4 protein-coding genes are annotated in these 4,946 nt (G+C 42.4%); all 4 read right to left on the reverse strand.

Annotation, left to right across the window (positions count from 1 at the left end; genetic code table 11):
* Positions 1-298: 298 nt before the first annotated feature.
* Positions 299-1,162 (reverse strand): NAD(P)-dependent oxidoreductase, encoded by an 864-nt coding sequence (locus KTE19_RS12715; RefSeq protein ID WP_217164401.1) that lies wholly within the window; start codon positions 1,160-1,162, stop codon positions 299-301.
* Positions 1,163-1,176: 14 nt separating this feature from the next.
* A complete protein-coding gene (rfbB, locus tag KTE19_RS12720; protein WP_217342424.1) occupies positions 1,177-2,160 on the reverse strand; it encodes a dTDP-glucose 4,6-dehydratase in 984 nt (327 codons plus the stop codon).
* 288 nt (positions 2,161-2,448) lie between these two features.
* Positions 2,449-2,961, reverse strand: coding sequence for a hypothetical protein (locus KTE19_RS12725; protein WP_217342425.1), 513 nt, complete (start codon positions 2,959-2,961; stop codon positions 2,449-2,451).
* Positions 2,962-3,295: 334 nt separating this feature from the next.
* Positions 3,296-4,474 (reverse strand): iron-containing alcohol dehydrogenase, encoded by a 1,179-nt coding sequence (locus KTE19_RS12730; RefSeq protein ID WP_217164409.1) that lies wholly within the window; start codon positions 4,472-4,474, stop codon positions 3,296-3,298.
* Positions 4,475-4,946: the final 472 nt, after the last annotated feature.

Raw genomic sequence — 4,946 nt, forward strand, 5'->3', positions numbered from 1 at the left:
ATAGCGGCCATTTTAACTTCATAAGGAAACATAATAAAACCCCTTGAATTAGATTTCTCCAATTCAAGGGGTTCAGTTCAATTTTGGAATAGTTGGTTCTTTTTGTTAAATAGCCGGGATCGGCATTCTGGCACAGCTTTTATCTGAGTATCAACGGCGATCCAAATGATGATCACTGATTTAAAATCAACATATATCCCAGCGTCTTCCTAGTTGTTGTGGAATCAACAGGTTAAATCGGTATTCAGCAATATACTAGTAGCCAATTTCAAGGCCTGTTTTTCCGAAATCCATTACATTATTTCTCATACAGCTTAATCAGTCCTTGGGTTCCTAAATTGCCCAGTTTCATTTGATCAACCATCTTTTCGTACAGATCCTTGGCTTTCTGGGTGGCCGGTAATTCAATGTGCATTTCATCTGCAACCTCCAAGGCAATTCGCAAGTCTTTTAGAAAGTGTTTTGCAGCAAAGCCCGGGTTTAAGTCATCCTTCAAAATTCTGGGGCCATAGTTGGCCATACTCCAATTGGCCGCCGCGCCGCCGTCAATGGTTTGGATCATCTGATCAAGCTCTAATCCGGCAGTTTTTGCGTAAGCCAATGCCTCAATCATGCCGGTCATCGTGCCTGCAACCATGATTTGATTGGCCATCTTCGCATTTTGGCCTTGACCGGCCCCACCAAATCTGCGAATTGACGTGCCCATTGCTCGTAAAATTGGCTTCATCTTCATGAAGGTGTCAAGTTTCCCACCGACCATAATGGTGAGGGTTCCATTCTTAGCACCAACATCCCCACCGGATACCGGGGCATCAAGCACATTAATTTGATGACTGGCACCGTAGCTGGCAATTCTTTTTGCTAAAATCGGTGAACTGGTGGTCATATCGATCACCGTCTTTTCAGTTCCTAATCCGGCAAAGATTCCTTGGTCACTAAAATAGACCGCTTCAACATCCTTTGGAAATCCAACAATTGTGATCACAACGTCACTTACCTGAGCGACTTCTTTTGGGGAATCCTGCCAAGTCGCCCCATTTTCTAAAACGGTTTTGGCATGGGTCTTGGTTCGGTTATAGACAGTCACCTCATAGCCAGCTGTAAGGAGGTTATTAATCATTCCTGTTCCCATGACCCCAGTGCCGATAAATCCAATTTTCATATTTTCACCTCAAACTATCTATTTTTAACCTTTGCAAGCAGGGGCTGCCACCAGTCCCTGTTATTTTTGTACCAATCAATCGTTTGGGCCATCCCAACGTCAAAGTTGACTTGCGGTGTCCACCCTAACTGGGTCCGAATCTTACTATCATCGATCGCATAAAGCTCGTCGTTAGCTGGTCGATCAGCCACATACTGAATTGCAGACGTTGACAGCCCCAAACGAGCCAAAATGAGTTTAACGACATCGAGATTGCTGTGATAATTATGACCGGCTATATTATAAACCCCGCCAGGCTTTCCACGGTGCAAAACGGCATCGATTCCCCTGCAATTATCAAGCACATTCAACCAGTCGCGGACGTTTTGTCCATCGCCATAAACCGGAAGCCTTTCTCCCATGACCGCATGACTGATCATCAATGGGACTAATTTTTCTGGGAACTGATACGGGCCATAGTTGTTAGTTGACCGAGTGATGCAAACGGCCATTCCAAATGTCTTGTAATATGATAAAGCAAGCAAATCGGCACCGGCTTTGGTTGCTGCGTACGGAGAACTCGGATTAAGCGAATCTGTTTCTGAAAAGGTTTGCCCACTAAGTGCACTCCCATAAACCTCATCAGTAGAAACTTGAATAAACCGGGTCCCCGGAAACTTCTTCAGGCAATTTAAAAGAATGCTGACCCCGCCATAGTTACTTTCTACAAATTGACGAGGATTTAAAATTGAGCGATCTACGTGGGATTCAGCCGCAAAGTTAACCACAGCACCAATATGATAATCGGCCAAAAGCTTACTAATGAGTGTCTCATCAGCGATATTGCCATGGATAAATAAATACCTGGAATTGTTTTGAACGCTACTTAAATTCGTCAAATTACCAGCATATGTGAGTGCATCCAGATTAATGACGCAATCCCTCGAATCAGTTTTCAATACATAACGGATGAAATTTGAGCCAATGAAGCTGGCCCCACCGGTGACTAAAATATTCATCATTTGCCTCCTACTGTTGTCGCAAGATGTCTATACCCCTAAGTTAACACACTTTTATCATTGTCAAAATCCATTTTCAGGCAGACAGGGGCAATTGCCGTTTTGAAGCTGAGATTTTAGTCGACAAAGCGTCTATAAATGCAACTTGACTTCCTTTTATATTGATAAAGCTTGGAACAAATGGCTGATCCCTGCCATTTAAGCAAAAAAGTAATGCATTCCAAACCCGAATGCATTACTTTTTTCACTTAAATTCTAGCTCCAAGGTGACTGATGACCAAGTGAACATTAATCGTCTATTTCAACAACATCTTCATTTACCCAGTATTTCTGAGCCTTGTTACTGTTAGAAGTTCGGATCCGATAAAAGTCTTCGGTATCCCTTTCACCGTCATCTTCACGATAGTAGACCTTGGCTTTTTTATCGACATAGACCCGTTTACCAACTTTAGCTTTAATCTTGGACCAACTATAAGTTCGATTGGCCTTCTTAGAACCTGGGACATAGCGGTAAAGTCGCTCTTCACGGTAATCATCATCTAATGTCGTCCTAAACTTGGTGTGACTATATGTCACTCGATAAACCCGGGACACACTGAAGTCCATCGGCTGGACCTTAAGGTTATCATTAGCATCGTCATCGGTATATTCTGTGTCAGTAGTTGTGGCAATATCATTCACTTTAGCCGTTTGAGTTGTCCTGTATGTGCTTCGATCACTTTCAATACTCATTGAAAAGCCTACGATGCTAATGGGAATCAACAAAAGCAAACTGGCATCTACAAAAAGTCCTCGTCTCATGTGTCTCACCTTCCAATATCAAAAATCCTCATTATTAAATCATATCCTTATCAACACCATAATGATACCTGAATATTTGTGAAATGTCATGAATTATGTTTGAATTTTTGAAGAAATTTTATCGTCATCATTAGGCAACCATAATATCAGGAATCAGACTACGCCGGCTTTCGGAAACTATTGAACCAACCGGCTGATCCCGGCCGTTTAACAAAAAGGACCAATTATTCCAAAATCACAGGAATCATTGGTCTTTTGCGTTAAATTCTGGGATCAAATCGCCTTTTATCCCAATCTTAGAATGTCTCGGGTGATAAGCAAAAATCACCAAATCCTAGTCACGTTCTGGCATGTCGTAAGCTTCTTGGAACAACTTCACGATATCTTCTTTGGTTCCCTTGCGAGGATTCGAGAAGGCATTGCCATCCTTCAAGGCGTTTTCAGCCATCAATTCAAAGTCTTCTGGTTTTGCCCCAATTGACTTGATGCTCCGTGGAATATTAACGTCATCACACATTTGGCGCATTGCCTTGATTGACAGGTCAGCTGCTTCACGAACTGACAAGCCCTCTGTATTCTCACCCATAATCTCGGCTAATTGTGCAAATCGCTCCGGGCAGGCAATGATGTTATATTTTTCAACAATTGGCAGTAACATTGCACAGCAGACACCATGTGGGGCGTCATACTGACCGCCCAATTGATGCGCCATTGCGTGAACATATCCCAAATCAGCGTTATTGAAGGCCATCCCGCCTAACATTTCAGCTTCAACCATCTTGGTTCGCGCTTCGACATTATGACCGTTGGCGTATGCTTCTCGCAGACTCTCTTCAACTAATTTGATTGCTTCGACACACTGGCCATCGGTGATTTCATTTCGATTGGTTGAAACATATGGTTCAATCGCCTGAACAAATGTATCCATTCCAGTTGCCGCAGTTAAATTTGCCGGAACATCCAGCATCAGCATTGGGTCGTTAAATGAAACCAATGGCACATTTCGCCATGAGACAACAACGAACTTCAGTTTCGTCTTTTCATTTGTAATGACACAGTGGCGAGTCAATTCTGAAGCAGTACCGGCAGTCGTGTTAACGGCCATCAATGGTGGCAATGGATTGCTGAGAGTTTCAATCCCAGCTAATTTGGTAATGTCATCCCCATTTGTCAAAATAATGCCGATCCCTTTACCACAGTCATGAGAGGAGCCCCCACCGACAGTGATAATACTGTCACAATCGTTGTCCAGATAAACCTGCTTCCCCTCTTGAATGTTACGGATCTTCGGGTTAGGTTCGACGCCATCATAAATGACATAAGGAACCCCGGTTTTGTCCAATGAAGCAAGGGTCTGGGCAACTGGGCCATTTTCCATTGAACGCAAAACGGTGTCAGTCACGACCAAAGGCTTCTTCATGTTCAGCATCTTAGCCCGATCACCAATTTTTTCAATAACGCCTTTACCAAAAAAGTTCACACTAGGCATTAAAAAATCAAAATTTTCTTTCATTATAAGGATCCTCCAATATGATTCACTCAGATTTGAAACCAGTTACATCGTAGCATTCTCACGTGTTTTTGTAAATAATTTCACAAATATTAGTCGACTTCCAAAATCATTTTTTAAGTTCAATCAGCATTGATGCGGTAAGTACTTAATGATCAAATTGAGACTCACGCAATAAATTATCACGCCGATTGAAAGCGCTTGTGAGTCAGTGCTTGTGAAAAAAAACGTTCTATATCGAACAAAAAAAGTGACCGGACAATTTCTGCCCGAGCCACTTCAGCTAACTTACGAAGCTAACAATACTTGCTTTTGCGATCCAGATAAGGGATTGCAACATACCACGACCCCCACCGTTCATACAAAAACGGCCATGCATCCCAAAACTAGAATGCAGGTTCTACAATATCTGTTGTTGGTAATAGATTTTATCTATTACTGATGACAGATTTTTTGTTTCTCGTTAGAATAAAAA

This window comes from Lentilactobacillus dabitei (assembly GCF_019061365.1).
Classification (GTDB): Bacteria; Bacillota; Bacilli; order Lactobacillales; family Lactobacillaceae; genus Lentilactobacillus; species Lentilactobacillus dabitei.

Bases quoted from the DNA above. Each gene is read 5' to 3' on its own strand.
- KTE19_RS12730 (WP_217164409.1), bottom strand. From the start codon at position 4,474: ATGAAAGAAAATTTTGATTTTTTAATGCCTAGTGTGAACTTTTTTGGT.
- KTE19_RS12725 (WP_217342425.1), bottom strand. From the start codon at position 2,961: ATGAGACGAGGACTTTTTGTAGATGCCAGTTTGCTTTTGTTGATTCCC.
- KTE19_RS12715 (WP_217164401.1), bottom strand. From the start codon at position 1,162: ATGAAAATTGGATTTATCGGCACTGGGGTCATGGGAACAGGAATGATT.
- rfbB (WP_217342424.1), bottom strand. From the start codon at position 2,160: ATGAATATTTTAGTCACCGGTGGGGCCAGCTTCATTGGCTCAAATTTC.